The following is a 17,705-nucleotide window of genomic DNA, read 5'->3' as shown; positions in this document are numbered from 1 at the left end:
GCAGCCCCAGGACTCAACTCGCGGTGGAGCGGCGGCGGCGGGTCCGGCCAGCGATTTCAGGTTCCTCAGCCTTCGGCGCAGCGGCCACAGGCGCAGCCTTGGCTGCAGCCACCGGTGCGGGAGCCGAGGAGGGTGCCGCGCCCACGGGAGCCAACTCACGGCGAGGGGTGCGGTCCCGGTCGCGATCCCGGTCACGGTTGCCATCGCGGTTGCCGTCACGGCGGCCACGGGGGGCCGGACGGGTGTCGGGCTCGGCGTCAGCACGGCCCTTGTAGGCCGGGGTGCCGCCAGGGGCGGGCTGAACCAAACAGATGATCAAGGGCTCCACTTGGAGTTCACGGCGCAGGCGGCGCTGCAGACCCACCTCGATTTCCCGCTGCACGCCCATCCAGTCGACCTCAGGGGCCTTGCCACCGGTGTTGCGGGAGAGCTGCTGCCAGCGGTTCTCGAGCACCCAGGTAATTTCCCGTTCGGTCCAGAGGCTGAGCTTGCGGGGATCAGCCGCGGTGACCACACCACGCAGGTTGACCCGCGGAGGAGCCGCCATCACACCGTCGGTGCTGATCACGGCGAGCATCGTGATCACACCGTCATCGGCGAGCTGCTGACGCTCTTTGAGCACGCGGGCATCGACGATGCCGTTGCGGGACGCATCCAGGAGTTCGATGCCCGCCTTCACGGGTTCGCCCTTCTTGAGCGAGTCGGCCGTCAGCTCGACGACGTCACCGTTGTCGATGATCAACATGTTGTCGGCCGGAACGCCCATGGACTGGGCGGTCTTGCTGTGGCAGACGAGCATGCGGTGCTCGCCGTGCACCGGCACGAAGAACTTGGGACGGGTGAGGGCCAGCATCAGCTTCTGGTCCTCCTGGAAGCCGTGGCCAGAGACGTGGATGCCCTCGCCCTTGCCGTAGACCACCTTGGCGCCCAGCATCATCAGCCGGTCAATGGTGTTCACCACCGAGATGGTGTTCCCGGGGATCGGGCTCGCGGAGAAGATGATCGTGTCGCTCGACTTGACCTGCACCTGGGGGTGCTCACCGCGAGAGATGCGGCTCAAGGCAGCCAAAGGCTCACCCTGACTACCGGTCATGAGCAGCAGGGTCTCGCGATCGGGGAGGTCGCGAATCTGCTTGATCGGAACGAACAGATCATCCGGAGCGCGCATGTAGCCCAACTCACGGGCCTTGGCGATCACGTTGAGCATCGAGCGGCCGAGGAGGCCGACTTTGCGGCCGTTCTTCATGGCCAGCTCCAGGATCATCGCGACGCGATGGATCGAGCTCGCAAAGGTCGTCACGATCACCCGGCCTTCGGCCTGGGCGATGTGGCGATCCAGGGCCGGGAAGACCGAACGTTCGGGGGGGCAGAAGCCGGGGACTTCGGCGTTGGTGGAATCGCTGAAGAGGCAAAGAACGCCCTGCTCGCCGTAATGGGCGAGGCGGGCCATATCGAAGTATTCGCCGTCGACCGGGGTGTGGTCGAACTTGAAGTCACCCGTGAAGATGATCGTCCCCACAGGGGTGGTGATGGCCAGCGAGAAGCTGTCTGCCATCGAGTGGGTGTTCCGAATGAACTCCACCGAGAAGTGCTGGCCGACCTTCACCACATCCCGCGGACCCACGGTCTGGATGGTGGTGCGATCGGTGACACCGGCCTCCTCCATCTTTCCCTGGAGCATCGACATGGCCAGCCGGGGGCCATAGATCACCGGGATATTGAAGTTCTTGAGGTGGTGCGAAATGCCACCGATGTGGTCCTCGTGACCGTGGGTCACGATCATTCCGCGGATGCGCTTCTGGTTCTCCTTGAGGTAGCTGGTGTCGGGCATCACGACGTTCACGCCGTGCATCCCATCGCTGGGGAAGGCGAGGCCCGCATCCACGAGCATGATGTCGTCGCCGTACTCGAACACGCAGGTGTTCTTGCCGATCTCGTGTAGGCCACCCAGGGGAATCACCCGCAGGTGGGGCTGCTTGGCGGCGCCGTTACGGCCGGGGGTTTGAGAAGTCATTCAGAGAGGGGAACGCGGCAGAGCCGCATGGGGAAAAACGTTGAAAGAGGGGTTGCTCAGCAACAGGTCAGGTCGGCCTTGGCGTCAAGTGGGACGCAGGGCTGCCAGGACGGAGGTGAGTCGATCGCGCACATCGCTTGATGCAGAAACCAACGGAAGCCGGGGGGCACCAACGGACCAGCCGCTCAGTTCCAAGGCCGCCTTCACGGGGATGGGATTGGTGGTGCAGAACAGGGCTTTGCAGAGGGGAAGCAGTTGCTCGTGCTCGGCCAACGCCGCCCTGAAGTCACCGGCGAGGAAGGCCTGCACCATGCGCTGAATCTGATCGCCAGCGACATGGCTGGCGACGCTGACGACGCCGACGGCACCGACGGCCATCATCGGCAGGGTCAAGGCGTCATCACCGCTATAAATCGCCAGGCGTTCACCGCAGACCGCGCGCAGCGCGCTCACCTCTTCGGTCGTGCCACTCGCCGCCTTGAAGCTGACCACATTCGGGAGGTCCATCAACCGAGCGGCGGTCTCTGGATTCAGGCTGCAGCCGGTCCGGCCGGGGATGTTGTAGAGCATCAGCAGCGTCTGGGGGGCCGCCTGGGCCACGGCCCGGAAATGGGCCTCCAGCCCCTCCTGGGGAGGCTTGTTGTAGTAGGGCACAACCACCAAGGCGCCGTCAGCGCCGAGCGCGGCCGCCTCACCAATGGCCTCGACAGCCTCGGCGGTGCAGTTGCTGCCGGTGCCGGCCAAAACCTTGGCGCGGTCCCCCACGGCAGCTTTGACCGCGGAAAAGAGTTGGTGCTGCTCATCCCAGCTAAGGGTGGGCGATTCGCCGGTGGTGCCGCAAATCACAAGGCCATCGGAACCGTGATCCACCAAATGGCTGGCCAACTTGGCCGCCATCGGGAGATCCACCGAACCATCAGCCGAAAACGGGGTGATCATCGCGGTGATCACCCGGCCAAAGGGGGCCGGGGAGGGCGCGCCTGGGGTCAAGGCCGTACTCATGCCGAGACTCCCACTGGGGCCTGAGCCGCGGCGGCAGCAGCCACGGGATCGAGCAGCAACTCAGCGATCTGGATCGCATTCAGGGCTGCCCCCTTACGGATCTGGTCGCCGCACAGCCAGAGCTCAAGGGCGTTGGGTTCGCTGAGGTCCTGGCGAATGCGGCCGACGGCCACGGGATCCCGGCCGGTGACATCCGTCGGCATCGGGAAGCGGTTAGAGCTGAAGTCTTCGATCAGTTCAACGCCGGGTGCGTCCTGCAGCAGCGCACGGGCTTCCTCGACGGGGAAGGGTTCGCAGAACTCGATGTTGATCGCCTCGGAGTGGGCGCGCAGAACAGGAACGCGAACGCAGGTGGCCGAAACCCGGAGGTCGGGCAAACCCATGATCTTCCGGGTTTCATTGACCATCTTCAGCTCCTCTTCGCAGTAGCCGTTGTCCTGCAACGGGGAGTTGTGCAGGAAGAGGTTGAAGGCCAGGGAATACGGCAGAACACTGCTCATCGGCGTCCCGCCGTCGAGGACCGTGCGGCTGAGTTCGCTCAACTCTTCCATCGCACGGGCACCCGCACCACTCGCTGATTGGTAGGTGCTGACCACCACCCGACGCAGGGCACGGCGAGCCGCCAAGGGCGCCAAAGCCAAGGTCATCAAAATCGTGGTGCAGTTGGGGTTAGCGATCACCCCCTGATGGCGGAAAGCCTCGTGGGGATTGACCTCGGGAACCACCAGGGGAACCCCGGCTTCCATCCGAAACGCACTGGAGTTATCGATCACGACCGCCCCAGCGGCGGCAGCGATGGGAGCCCATTGCTTCGAGACGGAGCCACCCGCCGAGGCGAGCACCACGTCCACGCCGGCAAAGGCCTCAGCCGTGACGGGCTGAATGGTCAGCTCCTGACCGTTCCACTCCAGGGTTTGACCGGCCGAGCGCGGTGAGGCCAACAGGGTGAGCTGACCCACCGGGAAAGCCCGCTCCTTCAGCAAGGTCAGCAGCTCTTGGCCAACCGCTCCGGTCGCTCCCAGGACGGCGACATGCAGCGGACGGTTGGGCAGCGAACGAACGTCAGTGGAAGTCAACGGAGGTGCAGGGAAGAAGTGGGGCGGAAAGACTGGGAATCCGAGCGGGACCTCATCTGGAGGCCGATTCGCTCAAGCAAGAACAGGGAGAAAACGGACGCGGGAGCCGTGGGCGCCGATTAAGGAAGTGAGATCAGAGGAGAGAAGGGATGGAGCGAGAAATCAACGGAGAGCGCGATCAACGAACCCAATACCGAGGAAAGCGAGCGGTGGAGCATCCCGGGAAAGACGGATGCACGACCTACCACAACTGAGCGATGTCCTTGTGGACGCCGCCAAAAAGCTCTTCAGGTCACTGGTTCTTGCCCAAGACAATACGTGGCCAAGGCCGACCACGAACAGGCCTGTTGGAGCTCGTCACAGGTGACTACTTAGGATCGTGGGCTGCCCTAGCCGACTGTTCGGCCCGACGTCTCGATCGCATCCATGAGCCCTGCCGCTAGCACCGCCAGCAAAGCCACTGCCAAACAGGCAGATCTCAAGCTGAGCACCAGCGCCCGTCCCGGCAGCCGGATGGCGATCGAAATTGCCGTTCCTGGGGAGCGCACCCAAGGGAGCCACAACGCGGCCGTCGAGAAGCTGAGCCGCAGCGTGAAACTCCCCGGCTTCCGCAAGGGCAAGGTGCCCCGCGCGGTGCTGATGCAGCAAATCGGTCCCCTGCAGATTCGGGCAACCGCCCTGGAGTCCCTGGTGGACAGCGTCTTCAAGGACGCCCTCAAACAAGCCGACATCCCCGCCATCGGCCAACCGGCCCTCGACGGCGGCTTCGAATCCCTGCTCGAGCGCTTTGAGCCCGGTCAAGAGCTGACCTTGACCCTGGAGATGGATGTGGAGCCCACTCCGAAGCTCAAGAGCACCAAAGGCCTCAAGGCCGAAGCCGAGTCCGTCAGCTTTGATCCCGCCCGCATCGACGAACTGATCGAGCAATCCCGCCGTCAGATGGCCACCCTCGTACCGGTTGAAGGCCGTGCCGCGGCCTCCGGCGATGTGGCTGTTCTCAGCTTCAAGGGCACCTACAGCGACACCGGCGAAGCCATCGAAGGCGGCAGCGGTGATGCCATGGAAGTGGAACTGGAAGACGGCCGCATGATCCCCGGCTTTGTGGAAGGGGTCATCGGCATGAAGGCCGGCGAGAGCAAGACCATCGCTTGCCAGTTCCCCGAGGACTACGCCCAGGAAGACGCTGCCGGCCGGAAAGCCAGCTTCGACATCACCCTGAGCGAGCTCAAGGGTCGTGAACTGCCCGCCCTGGATGACGCGTTCGCCCAACAAGCCAGCGACAAGCAAACCCTCGCCGAGCTGCGCAGCGATCTGGAGACCCGCCTCAAGGAGGACGCCGAGCGTCGCCACCAGTCCAACCGCCATGACGCCCTGCTGGCGGCCCTGGTGGAGCAACTGGAGGTTGAACTGCCCGAGACCCTCGTTCAAGAGGAGATCGTGACCCTGCTCGAGCAAACCGCTGGCCAACTGGCCCAACAGGGGATGGACGTCAAAAAGCTGTTCACTCCTCAGCTGATCCAAAGCCTGCGCGAGACCTCTCGCCCCGAAGCCGAGGAGCGCCTGAAGCGCAGCCTGGCCCTCAAGGCCCTGGCCGCCGCCGAGAAGCTGGAATTGGAAGCCAGCGAAATTGACGCCAAGATCAAGGAACTCAGCCGCGGCTTTAGCGACAGCTCCCGCATCGACCCCGAGCGCCTGCGCCAGGCCGTTCAGGAAGACCTGATGCGCGAGAAGCTCCTGGGCTGGCTGGAGAGCAACTCCACCATCACCGAGAAAGCTGCAGAGGCCGGCGAGGAGAAGCCCAAGGCCAAGGCCAAGAGCGCTGCCAAGAAGAAAGCCAAGGCTGACGACGCCGAGGCAGCCACCACCGAGGCCTGATCCCCATAGATTGGCCGGACTGACCCCAGTCCGGCCGCGTGATCAACGCCAGCACCCCCCATCCAATTCAGAACCGCTGGCTGGGCCAAGGGCCCCAATCCTCGATTTCGACTGGCCCGTCCGCCGCTCCCGGAGTGCTCCCCACGGTGGTGGAGCAATCCGGCCGCGGCGAGCGGGCCTTTGACATTTATTCCCGCCTGCTCCGCGAGCGCATCATCTTCTTGGGCAGCGGCATCGACGACCAAGTGGCGGACGCGATGGTCGCCCAGCTGCTCTTCCTGGAAGCCGAAGACCCCGAGAAGGACATCCAGATCTACGTCAACTCCCCCGGGGGCTCGGTCACCGCTGGTCTGGCGATCTACGACACCATGCAGCAGGTCGCACCTGACGTCGTGACCATCTGCTACGGCCTGGCTGCCTCCATGGGCGCCTTCCTCCTCTCCGGCGGCACCAAGGGCAAGCGGCTCGCCCTGCCCAACGCGCGGATCATGATCCACCAGCCCCTGGGCGGGGCCCAAGGCCAAGCCGTGGACATCGAGATCCAGGCCAAGGAGATCCTGTATCTCAAGGAGACCTTGAACGGCCTGATGGCGGAACACACCGGCCAGCCCTTGGACAAAATCGCGGAAGACACCGACCGCGACTACTTCCTTTCCCCGGCAGAAGCGGTTCAATACGGCCTGATCGATCGTGTCGTCACCGATACGACCCCGGTTTGATCCTTAAGGACGGCTGACGAAGCGCTGGATCGCACCGATCCTGAAGTTTCGGGACACCGCCACGAAGCCCTCCCGCTCAACGCCGCCACAGCCCCTGCCCGATGGCCAAGTTCGACGCCCACCTGAAGTGCTCGTTCTGCGGGAAGTCGCAGGATCAGGTGCGCAAATTGATCGCCGGCCCAGGCGTCTACATCTGCGACGAGTGCATCGATCTCTGCAACGAGATCCTCGACGAGGAGCTGGTGGAAGGCCATGACGGTGCCGGTGCTGGCCGCCAAGCCCAAGAAGCCAAGGGCAAAGCACCCGCCAAAAAAGCCAGCAAGCCAGCCCCAACGCTGGCCGAAATTCCCAAGCCCCAAGAGATCAAGGCCCACCTCGATGGCCAGGTCGTGGGTCAAGAAGAGGCCAAGAAGGTCCTCTCCGTCGCGGTCTACAACCACTACAAACGCCTGGCCTGGCAAGGGGACGGCAAGGGCGAGAGCAATGAAACCGCGACCAAGCTCCACAAGAGCAACATCCTTCTGATCGGCCCCACCGGAAGCGGCAAAACCCTGCTCGCTCAGACCTTGGCCGAGCTGCTCGATGTTCCTTTCGCGGTGGCCGATGCCACGACCCTCACCGAGGCCGGCTACGTCGGAGAAGACGTCGAAAACATCCTGCTGCGTCTGCTGCAAAAGGCTGACCTGGACGTCGATCAAGCCCAGCGCGGAATCATCTACATCGACGAGATCGACAAGATCGCGCGCAAGAGCGAAAACCCCTCCATCACCCGTGATGTCTCCGGGGAAGGCGTTCAGCAAGCCCTGCTGAAGCTGCTCGAAGGCACCGTGGCCAACGTCCCCCCCCAAGGGGGCCGCAAGCATCCCTACCAGGACTGCATCCAGATCGACACCAGCCAGATCCTGTTCATCTGCGGTGGTGCCTTCGTGGGCCTCGACGATGTCGTCCAGCGCCGCATGGGGCGCAATGCCATCGGCTTCGTACCCGAAGGGGGCCGCCGCGGCCGGCAAAGCAAGGACCAGCAGGCCGCTCAGGTGCTCCGCCACCTGGAGCCCGATGACCTGGTCAAGTACGGCCTCATCCCCGAGTTCATTGGCCGCATGCCGGTGAACGCCCTGCTTGAGCCCCTCGACAGCCATGCCCTCGAGGCCATCCTCACCGAGCCCCGCGATGCGCTGGTCAAGCAGTTCCAGACGCTGCTGAGCATGGATGACGTGCGGCTGGAGTTTGAACCCGGGGCCGTGGAAGCCATTGCCGCCGAAGCCCACCGCCGCAAGACCGGTGCCCGGGCGTTGCGCGGGATCGTCGAGGAACTGATGCTCGACCTGATGTACGACCTGCCCTCGGACAAAACCACGAAGGCCTTCACCCTGACCCGAGCCCTGGTGGAAGAGCGCACCCAAGCCAAAGTGCTGCCCCTGCCCGGCAGCGAGCCCGCGCAACAGGAATCGGCCTAGGGCCCCATGGCTGCTGCCGATCACCTTCAGGTGCCGCGGCAGCACGGCCTCTTCAACCACCACGGAATCGATCTCGGGGATGGGAGCGTCGCCCACTACCTCGAGGGCCGGGAGATTCTGCGCAGCCCCCTGGAGGAGTTCAGCCGCGGCCAGCCCCTCTCGGTGATCGCCTATCCAGCGGGCGACTGCTTACCGGCAGGCCAAACCCTGCGCCGGGCCATGGGGCGCCTAGGTGAGCAGAACTACAACCTGCTCTTCAACAACTGCGAGCACTTCGCCCATTGGTGCAAGACCGGGCGCCACCGCAGCGCCCAAGTCGAGGACGTGCTCCAGGCCGGTAGCTGGGGGGCGTTAGCGCTCGGGCAATTCATGCCGGCGGCCGTCCTGACCGGCACCAAGGCGCTGCTGCGGCAGGGCCTGCGCCTGGAGCCGAGCCAACTGGAGCAGGGCCGGGACCTCATCCGCCGCAGCCTCGAGCAACTCGATGCCCTACGCCTCAAGCTGCAAACCAAATTGGAAACCGAACTGGCGCGGGCCGAGGAGCGTTGGGGCCAAGGAGAGCCGCAACCCCAATTCCAACGTCTGCGCCTGGCCGCCCAAGCCCTGGCGGATCAACTCAGTGAAGTGGAGGAGATGGAAGCCAAGCTCGAGCAACTCCTGACAGATCGTCAGCAGGATTCAAAGCCGAACAGAGGCGTCGAGGGCCAGTAGCCTCCAGCCATGCCGGCCGCCTACCAACCGCTCCACCACAAGTACCGCCCGCAGCGGTTCGATCAGCTTGTGGGGCAAGAGGCGATCGCCGCGACCCTGGGCAACGCCCTGCGCTCCGGCCGGATTGCTCCCGCCTATCTCTTCAGCGGCCCCCGCGGCACCGGGAAAACCTCCAGTGCGCGCATCCTGGCGCGCTCCCTCAATTGCCTGAGCTCAGAGGGCCCGACGCCTGAGCCCTGCAGCACCTGCGAGCTCTGCACCTCGATTGCCAACGGCAACGCCCTCGATGTCATCGAGATCGACGCCGCCTCCAACACCGGCGTCGACAACATCCGCGAGCTGATTGAACGCTCACGCTTCGCCCCGGTTCAGGCCCGCTGGAAGGTCTACGTGGTGGACGAGTGCCACATGCTCTCGACCGCGGCCTTCAACGCCCTGCTCAAAACCCTGGAGGAGCCGCCGCCGCGGGTGGTCTTTGTGCTGGCCACCACCGACCCGCAACGGGTTCTGCCCACGATCCTGAGCCGTTGTCAGCGCTTTGACTACCGGCGCATTCCCCTGGATGCCCTCGAGCGGCACCTGGGCTGGATCGCTGAGCAAGAGGCGATCCAGATCACCCCCGAAGCCCTGCATGTGGTCGCCCAGCGGGCCCAGGGGGGCCTGCGGGATGCCGAGAGCCTCCTCGATCAACTCAGCTTGCTGCCGGGGCCCGTCGAACCCATGGCGGTCTGGGAACTGCTGGGGGCCGTGCCCGAGCAAGAACTGCTGCAACTCGCCCAGGCCCTGGCCGGGAGCGAGCCGCTCGGGGTCATCGAAGCGATCCGCAACCTGCTGGAGCGCGGCCGTGAGCCGGGTGCGGTCCTCCAGGGGATGGCGGGCCTGCTGCGGGACCTCGTCCTCGCCGGCGTCGCCCCGGACCGCCTGGAGCTCACCAGCTTCTCGCCGCAGATCCGCGGCGAGCTGCCGACCCTAGCCCGCAGCATCGGCAAAGCGAAGTTGCTGCGCTGGCAAGCCCAACTCAAGGGAAGCGAGCAGCAACTGCGCCAGAGCGTTCAACCCCGCCTCTGGCTCGAAGTGCTCCTGCTCGGCCTGCTGGCTGAACCGGCCATCCAGGCCAGCGCGCCCGCCCCAGCCGCGCCCCAACGAGCGGCCGCGGCCGTCAGTGCAGCACCGCCCACTGCGGCAGCACCGGTCACGCCTGTTCCTTCACCAGACCCGGCACCCGAGCCTGCTGCCCCTACTGCGCCCGCGCCCAGTGGGGAGTCCCCGGACCTGGCCGCCCTCTGGCAGCAAATCCTGGCGGGCTTGGAGCTGCCCTCCACCCGGATGCTCCTCTCGCAGCAGGCCTCCCTCGCCCGCCTGGACAGTCAGCGCGCGGTGGTTCAAGTCGCCGGCAACTGGACCGCCATGGTTCAAAGCCGTCTGCCCCTGCTGGAGAAAGCCGTCGCCTCCGCCCTGGGCAGCCCTCGCCAGGTCGTCCTCGAAGCCGGCAACGCTCCCGCCCCTGCTGCACCCATCGCCGCCCCGGCCGCAACACCAGCACCTGCTGAGCCGCCGGCAGCCAGTACGCCAGCCCCCACTCCCGTTCAGGCTCCAGCGCCAACGGCCGTGAGCGCGCCGCCTGCCGCTGCACCCGCGCTCCCATCACCCCCGGTTCCGGCGCAGACCGCGCCAGCAGTGCCCAGTCCCCAGCCGCAGCAGGCGCCCGAGCCGGAACCCAAACCCGCGGCCGAGGCCCCAGCCCCCGTACGGCAACCCCATGGCCTGATCGACGACCAAGCGAAGCGACTGGCTGATTTCTTCAACGGTGAAGTTGTCGACGTGCAGGATCCCCTGCCGGAATTAGGAGACGATCAAGCCGTCGCTTGATCCGGCTCAGGCTCGGCACCCACGTGCAGCGTCTTGGCCCAAACCAGACGTTTGGGCAGCAGGGCCATGCGCAAGGTGGTGTACGGGATCACCACAAACCAATGGGCCAGATAGGCGATGCCCCAGGCGAGGTTGATCGGCCCCATCGCCGGCAGGTCTGGGCCCTCTGAGCGACGGGTGCAACCCACCAAGATCGCTCCTCCAGAGAGGCCAAACGCGACAAAGGACAGCGGCCAACTCAGGGGAGCCGTACGCGTGATCAGCGCCGTCAAGGCATCGGCAGCCGCCATCACCGGCAAGGCGTATTGGAGCAGGAAAAAGCAGCTGAGATCGAGCTTGCGGGCCGCAGGCAGCTCCGGTCCCGTGAGCTGGGGCCAATAGTCAAAGAACCGTTGGAGGCCTCCCTCGGCCCAGCGCTGACGCTGGCGCCAGAGGGCACTCCAAGCGGTCACGGCCTCCTCCTGCACGGGCGGGTCCCAGAGCAACGCAACCGGTTGCTTCTGGACCAGCAGGCGGAAACTCAAATCGAGGTCATCAGTCACGGTGGCTTCGTTGAAGCCCTCGCAACTGAGCACGGCCTCGCGCTGGAGCAACTGACCGTTGCCGCGCAACTCAACGACCCCACCCGAAGCCAGGCGCCCCTGCTGAATGACGGCATCCAGGGCCATTTCCATGGCCTGGGCCCGGGTCAACCAGTTGAGGTCCGGATTCACCACGGACTTGCGTAGCTGAACCGCTGACCAGCCCCCCTGTTCCGCATAACGCACCAGTCGCTCGAGAACGTCGGGCTGCAGCTGGGCATCGGCATCCAGCACCAGCAACCAACGCCCTTGGAGGTTGGGGAGCACCGCATTGAGGGCCCCGGACTTTCCGCCGCCGGCATCGCGGGGCCGGCGCAACACCTGCAGTTGCGGGAAGCGGGCCTGATAAGCCGTCAGGACCTCGGGGGTCCGGTCCTCACTGCCGTCGTCAACGATCCAGATGGTCAAACGGTCCGCCGGATAGCGCAGGGCGGCCAAACGCTCGACCAAGCGACCAATCACGGCCTCCTCGTCACGGGCCGCCACCACCAGGTCAACGGCGGGCCAACTCTCGAGCTCCGTCGCGCTCTCCGCCTGGGCCCCGCGGAACGCGGGAAGAAAAACGGCCCGCAGGACGTACAACCCCAACAGGACCGTCAGGGCCGCGGCCGGCCAAAGGGCCTGGGCCGCAGGCAGCCGATGGGGTGCTGCTGCAGCCCCACAGCAACCGATCAGAAACAGGGAGGCCTGCAGTCGGCGCGCTCCTGTGGCTGTGCCCCCAGCGGCCATGGCGATCCCAAGGATGACTGGACTCTAAGAGCCCCCCTTCGTTGTCCCTAAGGACGGCAGCGGAACCAACTCCGTTCCGGGGTAGTAGTGCCGCAGGATCTGCTGCACGGTCCAACCGCGCCCCCCGAGATCGATGGCGCCGGCCTGGGACAGGCCAGCGCCATGGCCAAATCCGCCCCCTTCAAAGCGCCACAGGCCGGAGCCGGCCGGTTCGATCACAAACAAGGTGCTCGGTAAGCGCCGCAGGGTGCGGCGAATGGCATCACGGACGAGCACCCGCTCCCCCAAGGGACCGCGCAGGGCCAAGCGGACCACGCGGCCACTGGGGCCCCGTTCCAGCACAACCGGTTGCACCGGCGATCCAACGGCCGCGGCGCCGGAACCCAGGGCACGGGCAAAGGTCTCTTGCCCCAAGACCCGCCGCCAACGGAAGTAGGGGTGGTTCTGGCCATAGACCCCAGCGGTCGCGGCCAACACCGCGCGCACCTGCTGGCGCTGGCTCAGCGGTAGGGCCAACCCCTGCGGCGCTCCCCCCGCCCGGTCAAAGGCGGGCTCCAAATAGGGCAGATCTGGCAGGGACCAGGCTTCGTCCTCGTTGGCACTCACCCCACCGTTGCTGGCGTGATAGACGGCATGGATCGGCTCCCCCTGCCAGGCCAACACCTGCCCCTGCGTCGCTCGAATCGCCGCTTTGACCCCTGAGCGAGCCAGGCGTGGATCGCTGTAGACCTGACATTGGGTGTCAGAGCAGAGGTGGTACCCATCCAGGGCAAAGCGGTGCTGGTTGCCCAGGGCCCAGGTGCGGGCCAAGACCGCTTGGGCCGCCAGGGCCGCCGCCGGCGCGCCCGCCCCAATCTCATGGGGAACGACGCCCTGGAGATAGCGCTCGAGTGGCACCTGCTCCACCAGCGTCCAGCTCCCGTAGGCATCCGGCTGCAGCCGGAACGGGCCCTGAAACACCCCGCCCTCCCAGCGCAGACCGCCGGGGGCCTCAATCCGGACCGGTGCCTGGAGCGTCCTCCAACCCTCCGGCCGTTGCACCTGCAAGGACAAGACCTCGCTGATGACCTGTTCTTCCAGCTTCGAGCTGTACTCCGCTGGCGCAGGCTTCTCAGGAGCGGCCCAGACCTCCCACTCACCGGGGTGAGCCACGACAGCATTCGCCCCCAGACGCCGCCAGGCCAAAGCGGCCTGCTCCGCTGTCTCAAAACTGGAGAACGGCCCCAAGACCCGACGGCGAACGGTCATCGGCTCAGGCAAGGGCTGAGCTCTCCAACGGAAGGAGAACCGCTGAGCACGGCCCAACGTCCCGGTCGCATCGCTGAGCTCCAGCGCCGAGCCGGCGGCCACCAATTGCAGCGGTGCTTTCCCCAAATGGTCCTCAAGGGCCACCCAGAGCACGGGCTGGGCTCCGTCAACGGCCGGCGGTGCCGGCACGGGCCGGTGGGTCAGGGCCTGGGCATCCGTTCCTTGGCATCCGGCCAGCAGACAGGACGCGGCGAGTGCCGCCGTAAGGGAACGCAGCATGACCGGGCTTGATCCAGGACAAACCCTAGGGGGAGTTGGCGGAAGGCACTCTGAAGTCTTACTCTCATCGTTTGTGCACGAGCGCGTAGACAATGCCGAAGCTCAAGACCCGCAAAGCAGCCGCCAAGCGGTTCAAAGCGACCGGCAGCGGGAAGTTCATGCGCCGCCACGCTTTCCGCAACCACCTGCTCGATCACAAGAGCCCTAAGCGCAAGCGCTTCCTCGGCACCATGGCCGTGGTCGACGAGCGCGACGCGGACAATGTGAAGGCGATGCTCCCCTACAGCTGATCGCTTCACTTCCCTAGCTGTTTCAACACTTACTGAGAACCATTCATGGCCCGCGTTAAGAGGGGCAACGTCGCCCGCAAACGCCGCAACAAGATCCTTCGCCTGGCGCGTGGCTTCCGCGGTGGCAACGGCACCCTGTTCCGGACCGCCAATCAGCGGGTGATGAAGGCGCTCTGCAACGCCTACCGCGACCGTCGCCGCCGTAAGCGCGACTTCCGTCGTCTCTGGATCGCCCGTATCAACGCCGCTGCTCGCCTGAACGGCGTGAGCTACAGCCGTCTGATCGGTGGCCTCAAGAAGGCTGACGTGCAGCTGAACCGCAAGATGCTGGCCCAGCTGGCTGTGCTGGATCCCACCAGCTTCGCCACTGTCGTGGGCGCCGCCAAGAGCTGATCGCCCCTTCAATCACAACTAAGCCCAACCCGGTCGGTCCATGGATGTTTCACTCCCACAGGCCTACCTAGTCGGGCTTTTGTTGTTGCTAGGCACCGCCTCGGTCCTGGTTGCCCGTCAGATCCTGCGGGTCCGCCGCGACGAATCCGCCCTCGCGCGACTCGAAGCCCAAGCGAAGGGAAGCGAGAAGAGTGCCGGCGATCTCTACGAACTGGCCTCCGTCCAGCTGCGGAAGCGCCTCTATGGCCAGGCCACTGAAAATTTGAAGTTGGCCGCCAAACGCGCCAGCGGTGAGCCAAGCGAGGCCCAGGCCTTAATCGAGAACGCCCTGGGCTTCGCCCTTGCGGCCCAAAGCAACTACAACGGCGCCATCAAGCACTACCGCGCTGCCCTGCGGGCGAAGTCGGACTACCCCGTCGCCCTCAACAACCTGGCGTTTGCGCTGGAGAAACAGCAGAAAAGCGACGAAGCCATGGAGACCTACGCGAAGGTCCTGGAACTCGATGCTTCCAACAAGACGGCCAAGCGACGGCTCAAGCGTCTGGAACGCACCGCCGCCTAGGTCACCAAAAACCGCGAATCGCCGGAGCTGCGGTGGTGTCGGGAGTCATCACCAGCTGTCCACCGGGGTTGGTCAGTCGAGGAGCCGACCAGCCAACCAGCGTGAAACCCTGAAGGCCATTGAAGTAGCCGCCGCTCTGAAGATCAGAGCCGGGGTAATCGCCCAGCAGCAGCAAATCCAGTTGGTCGGAGGCGGCGTTCAAGTTGCCCTGCACGGGAATCGTGGTGGATCCGAGGGTGATCTCCCCCCGTACATCCACCATCTGGCCAAGGGCCTTGAGAGACGAGAGGGTCAGTCGGACATTGGCCGCTTCACCGGGACCAAAGGGGGTGTAGCTCCCGGACCAAGACCGAGGCAGGTCCTGCACCAGTTGCTGCGCACGCGCCAAGGGATCGAATTGGCGCACGGTGGCCGCCATGCCGAAGTTTTCCTGCAGCGGGGTGCTCTGGCTGGGAGCGACAGGCTCGGTGGACAGCGGAAGCGCAGCCAACAGCAACGGAATCACGGTGGCGCCATCAAGTGGCCCCACGTTAAAGATCAAGGCTGAAAACGACAGGGCTGCGCAGTACGGTCTCAGCACAGCTGATCGGATCCCCTTGTCTGCAGAGCCGCTGCACGCTGACGACCTGATCATCGGCGGTCGACGCTTCCGCAGCCGCTTGATGACGGGCACGGGCAAATATCCCAGCCTGGAAGCGATGCAGGCCAGCCTGGAATCCAGTGCCTGCGAGATCGTGACCGTGGCGGTTCGGCGGGTGCAGTCCCAGGCCGCAGGCCATGAAGGCCTGATGGAAGCCGTGGATTGGAGCCGCATCTGGATGCTGCCCAACACCGCTGGCTGCGCCACAGCAGAAGAAGCCATCCGTGTCGCCCGGCTGGGGCGCGAACTGGCGAAATTGGCGGGTCAGGAGGACAACACCTTCGTGAAACTCGAGGTGATCCCGGATTCGAAGCACCTCCTGCCCGATCCGATCGGAACCTTGGAAGCGGCAGAACAGCTGGTGAAAGAAGGCTTCACCGTGCTGCCTTACATCAATGCCGATCCTCTTCTGGCCAAGCGCCTTGAGGAAGCCGGCTGCGCCACCGTGATGCCCCTGGGCTCCCCCATCGGCTCTGGGCAAGGGATCCGCAATGCGGCCAACATCGCTCTAATCATTGAGAACGCCTCCGTTCCCGTGGTTGTGGATGCGGGCTTGGGGGTCCCCAGCGAAGCCGCCCAGGCCATGGAGATGGGTGCCGATGCACTGCTCATCAACAGCGCCATCGCCCTGGCAGGGAATCCAGCGGCCATGGCGCGGGCGATGGCCATGGCCTGTGAAGCCGGACGCACCGCCTTCCACGCCGGCCGTCTCCCCGTGCGTGGCGAAGCCAGCCCCAGTTCCCCGACGGGCGGACGCGTCGGCACATAAAGCTTCCGCACAGCGACGATTCAATCCGCCACTTCGTCCTTACTGTCGCCTGAACCACGTGCCACGGCGATGCAGGTCACAGAAGAGGACGGCGGCCGGCTGAATGCCTTTGCCAAAGAACCCCGGATGGAGGTGATCGAGGCCGGAGAAGCCCGTGGCGCCAACAGCAAAGTGCTCCTAATCGGCGGCGCGCTGCTGGTGGTCCTGATGATGGCCGTTACGGTAGGAATCAGCTGAATCCCTGTAGTAGCTTGCCCTGACGGAGCAAGTGCTCGTTCAGCAGGAGTCCAGCGGTGAAGGTTTTCGTTCTCGGCGGTGACGGCTTCTGTGGCTGGCCGTGTGCCGTGAACCTGGCCGACCAGGGCCACGAGGTGGTCATCGTCGACAACCTGAGCCGCCGCAAGATTGATATTGATTTAGAGGTGGAGTCCCTGACTCCCATCTCCAGCATTGGCGAGCGCCTGAAGGCCTGGGAAGAAATCGGCGGCAAGCCCATGCGCTTCGTGCACATGGACATCGCCCACGAATATCAGCGGTTAGTTGACCTGCTGGTCGCTGAGCGCCCTGACTCGGTCGTGCACTTTGCCGAGCAGCGGGCCGCCCCCTACTCGATGAAGAGCAGCGCCACCAAGCGCTACACCGTCGACAACAACGTCAACGGCACCCACAACCTGTTGGCGGCCATCGTCGAGAGCGGCCTGGATTGCCACGTGGTGCACCTTGGCACCATGGGCGTGTACGGCTATGGCTCCCACCGAGGCGCCACGATCCCCGAGGGTTACCTCAAGGTTGAGGTTCCCCAGCCCGACGGCAGCCGTTTCGAAGAGGAGATCCTCCACCCGGCGAGCCCGGGCAGCGTCTATCACATGACCAAGACGCTGGATCAGCTCCTCTTCCTCTACTACAACAAGAACGACCAGGTCCGCATCACCGACCTGCATCAGGGCATCGTCTGGGGCACCAACACCGATGCCACCGACCGTGACCCTCGCCTGACGAACCGCTTCGACTACGACGGCGACTACGGCACGGTTCTGAACCGCTTCCTGATGCAAGCGGCCATCGGCTACCCCCTGACCGTGCACGGCACGGGCGGCCAAACCCGCGCCTTCATCCACATCCGTGACTCGGTGAAGTGCGTCCAGCTGGCCCTGGAGAACCCCCCCACCAAGGGCGAGCGGGTCAAGATCTTCAACCAGATGACCGAGAGCCATCAGGTGGGAGAACTGGCCAAGAAGGTCGCCGCCCTGACCGGTGCCCAGGTCAACAACCTCCCCAACCCTCGCAACGAGGCGGTGGAGAACGATCTGATCGTCGACAACCGCTGCTTCATCGAGCTGGGCCTCAACCCCACCACCCTCGATGACGGTCTGCTGAAGGAAGTGGTGGAGATCGCCACCCGCTACGCGGACCGCTGCGACCGCAACCGCATCCTCTGCACCTCGGCCTGGACCAAAACCCAGGAGCAAGCCATTAAGGCGGCCTGATTGC

Annotated in this window: 17 protein-coding genes; 11 read left to right on the top strand and 6 right to left on the bottom strand. The window is 65.2% G+C overall.

Going from position 1 to position 17,705, the window contains the following annotated elements; genetic code table 11:
• Positions 1-13: 13 nt before the first annotated feature.
• From H0O22_RS10605 to H0O22_RS10595, 3 genes are all read right to left on the bottom strand, one after another.
• The gene (locus H0O22_RS10605) at positions 14-2,014 is read right to left on the bottom strand and encodes a ribonuclease J (RefSeq protein WP_185186620.1); all 2,001 of its coding nucleotides are present in this window, start codon (positions 2,012-2,014) and stop codon (positions 14-16) included.
• An 84-nt stretch (positions 2,015-2,098) separates the two neighbouring features.
• Positions 2,099-3,016 carry a 4-hydroxy-tetrahydrodipicolinate synthase gene (dapA, locus tag H0O22_RS10600; protein WP_185186619.1) on the bottom strand — a complete coding sequence of 306 codons (918 nt, stop codon included), beginning with the start codon at positions 3,014-3,016 and terminating at the stop codon, positions 2,099-2,101.
• Entirely contained in the window at positions 3,013-4,092 is a 1,080-nt protein-coding gene (locus tag H0O22_RS10595; protein ID WP_185186618.1) for an aspartate-semialdehyde dehydrogenase, read from the bottom strand. The genes dapA and H0O22_RS10595 overlap by 4 nt, the downstream gene beginning before the upstream one ends.
• Positions 4,093-4,518: 426 nt before the next feature.
• On the opposite strand from H0O22_RS10595, the gene tig reads away from it, so the two are divergent.
• The 5 genes from tig to H0O22_RS10570 all read left to right on the top strand — a co-directional run bounded on the left by tig (position 4,519) and on the right by H0O22_RS10570 (position 10,723).
• Positions 4,519-5,967 carry a trigger factor gene (gene tig / locus H0O22_RS10590; protein ID WP_185186617.1) on the top strand — a complete coding sequence of 483 codons (1,449 nt, stop codon included), beginning with the start codon at positions 4,519-4,521 and terminating at the stop codon, positions 5,965-5,967.
• 38 nt (positions 5,968-6,005) lie between these two features.
• The gene (clpP, locus tag H0O22_RS10585) at positions 6,006-6,686 is read left to right on the top strand and encodes an ATP-dependent Clp endopeptidase proteolytic subunit ClpP (protein ID WP_185186616.1); all 681 of its coding nucleotides are present in this window, start codon (positions 6,006-6,008) and stop codon (positions 6,684-6,686) included.
• A gap of 101 nt (positions 6,687-6,787) precedes the next feature.
• Entirely contained in the window at positions 6,788-8,143 is a 1,356-nt protein-coding gene (gene clpX, locus H0O22_RS10580; RefSeq protein ID WP_185186615.1) for an ATP-dependent protease ATP-binding subunit ClpX, read from the top strand.
• Positions 8,144-8,149: 6 nt separating this feature from the next.
• On the top strand, positions 8,150-8,854 hold the full coding sequence (locus H0O22_RS10575; RefSeq protein WP_185186614.1) for a lecithin retinol acyltransferase family protein: 705 nt from the start codon (positions 8,150-8,152) through the stop codon (positions 8,852-8,854).
• Positions 8,855-8,863: 9 nt separating this feature from the next.
• Positions 8,864-10,723: a DNA polymerase III subunit gamma/tau gene (locus H0O22_RS10570; RefSeq protein ID WP_185186613.1), complete on the top strand. Its 1,860-nt coding sequence runs from the start codon at positions 8,864-8,866 to the stop codon at positions 10,721-10,723.
• On the opposite strand, the gene H0O22_RS10565 is transcribed toward H0O22_RS10570, so the two are convergent.
• Together H0O22_RS10565 and H0O22_RS10560 are read right to left on the bottom strand one after the other, a co-directional pair.
• On the bottom strand, positions 10,708-12,033 hold the full coding sequence (locus H0O22_RS10565) for a glycosyltransferase family 2 protein (RefSeq protein WP_185186612.1): 1,326 nt from the start codon (positions 12,031-12,033) through the stop codon (positions 10,708-10,710). The genes H0O22_RS10570 and H0O22_RS10565 overlap by 16 nt on opposite strands.
• A 24-nt stretch (positions 12,034-12,057) precedes the next feature.
• The gene (locus H0O22_RS10560) at positions 12,058-13,560 is read right to left on the bottom strand and encodes a SpoIID/LytB domain-containing protein (protein WP_185186611.1); all 1,503 of its coding nucleotides are present in this window, start codon (positions 13,558-13,560) and stop codon (positions 12,058-12,060) included.
• Positions 13,561-13,652: 92 nt separating this feature from the next.
• Between H0O22_RS10560 and rpmI the strand changes: the two genes are divergently transcribed.
• From rpmI to H0O22_RS10545, 3 genes are read left to right on the top strand one after another with little or no spacing between them, the layout of a single operon-like run.
• Complete coding sequence (gene rpmI, locus H0O22_RS10555) at positions 13,653-13,850, top strand: 50S ribosomal protein L35 (protein ID WP_185186610.1); 198 nt, start codon at positions 13,653-13,655, stop codon at positions 13,848-13,850.
• 45 nt (positions 13,851-13,895) lie between these two features.
• Positions 13,896-14,243 carry a 50S ribosomal protein L20 gene (gene rplT / locus H0O22_RS10550; RefSeq protein WP_185186609.1) on the top strand — a complete coding sequence of 116 codons (348 nt, stop codon included), beginning with the start codon at positions 13,896-13,898 and terminating at the stop codon, positions 14,241-14,243.
• Between the two features lie 40 nt (positions 14,244-14,283).
• On the top strand, positions 14,284-14,805 hold the full coding sequence (locus H0O22_RS10545) for a tetratricopeptide repeat protein (RefSeq protein ID WP_185186608.1): 522 nt from the start codon (positions 14,284-14,286) through the stop codon (positions 14,803-14,805).
• A 1-nt stretch (position 14,806) separates the two neighbouring features.
• Here H0O22_RS10545 and H0O22_RS10540 read toward each other — a convergent pair whose 3' ends face one another.
• Positions 14,807-15,334: a hypothetical protein gene (locus tag H0O22_RS10540; RefSeq protein ID WP_255439289.1), complete on the bottom strand. Its 528-nt coding sequence runs from the start codon at positions 15,332-15,334 to the stop codon at positions 14,807-14,809.
• 133 nt (positions 15,335-15,467) lie between these two features.
• Between H0O22_RS10540 and H0O22_RS10535 the strand changes: the two genes are divergently transcribed.
• The 3 genes from H0O22_RS10535 to H0O22_RS10525 all read left to right on the top strand — a co-directional run bounded on the left by H0O22_RS10535 (position 15,468) and on the right by H0O22_RS10525 (position 17,701).
• Positions 15,468-16,214 (top strand): thiazole synthase, encoded by a 747-nt coding sequence (locus H0O22_RS10535; protein WP_255439581.1) that lies wholly within the window; start codon positions 15,468-15,470, stop codon positions 16,212-16,214.
• Between the two features lie 69 nt (positions 16,215-16,283).
• On the top strand, positions 16,284-16,451 hold the full coding sequence (gene psb34 / locus H0O22_RS10530; protein WP_185186607.1) for a photosystem II assembly protein Psb34: 168 nt from the start codon (positions 16,284-16,286) through the stop codon (positions 16,449-16,451).
• A gap of 56 nt (positions 16,452-16,507) precedes the next feature.
• Complete coding sequence (locus tag H0O22_RS10525; RefSeq protein WP_185186606.1) at positions 16,508-17,701, top strand: NAD-dependent epimerase/dehydratase family protein; 1,194 nt, start codon at positions 16,508-16,510, stop codon at positions 17,699-17,701.
• Positions 17,702-17,705 lie beyond the last annotated feature (4 nt).

Source organism: Synechococcus sp. LTW-R, assembly GCF_014217875.1.
In the GTDB taxonomy this organism is placed as follows: Bacteria; Cyanobacteriota; Cyanobacteriia; order PCC-6307; family Cyanobiaceae; genus Vulcanococcus.
Note: the sequence above shows the minus strand (reverse complement) of the source record. Positions and strands in the feature narration are given on the sequence as shown.

Coding starts and splice junctions, on each gene's coding strand:
- H0O22_RS10560 (WP_185186611.1), bottom strand. CDS start 13,560: ATGCTGCGTTCCCTTACGGCGGCACTCGCCGCGTCCTGTCTGCTGGCC.
- H0O22_RS10535 (WP_255439581.1), top strand. CDS start 15,468: ATGACGGGCACGGGCAAATATCCCAGCCTGGAAGCGATGCAGGCCAGC.
- H0O22_RS10545 (WP_185186608.1), top strand. CDS start 14,284: ATGGATGTTTCACTCCCACAGGCCTACCTAGTCGGGCTTTTGTTGTTG.
- H0O22_RS10605 (WP_185186620.1), bottom strand. CDS start 2,014: ATGACTTCTCAAACCCCCGGCCGTAACGGCGCCGCCAAGCAGCCCCAC.
- dapA (WP_185186619.1), bottom strand. CDS start 3,016: ATGAGTACGGCCTTGACCCCAGGCGCGCCCTCCCCGGCCCCCTTTGGC.
- psb34 (WP_185186607.1), top strand. CDS start 16,284: ATGCAGGTCACAGAAGAGGACGGCGGCCGGCTGAATGCCTTTGCCAAA.
- tig (WP_185186617.1), top strand. CDS start 4,519: ATGAGCCCTGCCGCTAGCACCGCCAGCAAAGCCACTGCCAAACAGGCA.
- rpmI (WP_185186610.1), top strand. CDS start 13,653: ATGCCGAAGCTCAAGACCCGCAAAGCAGCCGCCAAGCGGTTCAAAGCG.
- clpX (WP_185186615.1), top strand. CDS start 6,788: ATGGCCAAGTTCGACGCCCACCTGAAGTGCTCGTTCTGCGGGAAGTCG.
- H0O22_RS10565 (WP_185186612.1), bottom strand. CDS start 12,033: ATGGCCGCTGGGGGCACAGCCACAGGAGCGCGCCGACTGCAGGCCTCC.
- H0O22_RS10570 (WP_185186613.1), top strand. CDS start 8,864: ATGCCGGCCGCCTACCAACCGCTCCACCACAAGTACCGCCCGCAGCGG.
- H0O22_RS10575 (WP_185186614.1), top strand. CDS start 8,150: ATGGCTGCTGCCGATCACCTTCAGGTGCCGCGGCAGCACGGCCTCTTC.
- rplT (WP_185186609.1), top strand. CDS start 13,896: ATGGCCCGCGTTAAGAGGGGCAACGTCGCCCGCAAACGCCGCAACAAG.